Source organism: Lysobacter sp. ESA13C (assembly GCF_019970005.1).
Lineage (GTDB): Bacteria > Pseudomonadota > Gammaproteobacteria > Xanthomonadales > Xanthomonadaceae > Lysobacter > Lysobacter antibioticus_B.
This window is the reverse complement of the sequence record NZ_JAHXYK010000047.1, coordinates 1-416: the sequence shown is the minus strand read 5'-3', so window position 1 is coordinate 416 and position 416 is coordinate 1. Positions and strand designations below refer to the sequence as shown.

At 70.4% G+C, this 416-nt stretch carries 1 protein-coding gene; it reads left to right on the top strand.

Annotation, left to right across the window (positions count from 1 at the left end; translation table 11 throughout):
• Positions 1-416, top strand: a 416-nt coding sequence (locus tag LC490_RS24275) for an AMP-binding protein (RefSeq protein WP_223621908.1), incomplete at both ends; no start/stop codon positions are given.

Sequence of the window (416 nt, the reverse complement as noted above, 5' to 3'; positions counted from 1 at the left end):
TGGCCCTGCCGCGAGATCGAAGACGGGCCGATTCCGATCGGCGGGCCGATCTGGAACACGCGCTTGTACGTGCTCGACAACGCGCTGCGGCCGGTGCCGGCCGGGGTCACCGGCGAGCTGTATATCGCCGGCCCCGGGCTAGCGCACGGTTACCTGCGCCGCGCCGCGCTCAGCGCCGAGCGTTTCGTCGCCGATCCCTTCGTTGCCGGCGAACGCATGTACCGCTCCGGCGACTTGGCCAGTTGGCGCGAGGACGGGGTCATCGTTCACCGCGGTCGCGTCGATCACCAGGTCAAGCTGCGCGGCTTCCGCATCGAACTCGGCGAGATCGAAGCCGAGCTCGCCCGCGCCGGCTACCCGCGCAACAGCGCGATCGTGCGCGAGGACCGGCCGGGGCAGAAGCAGATCGTCGCCTA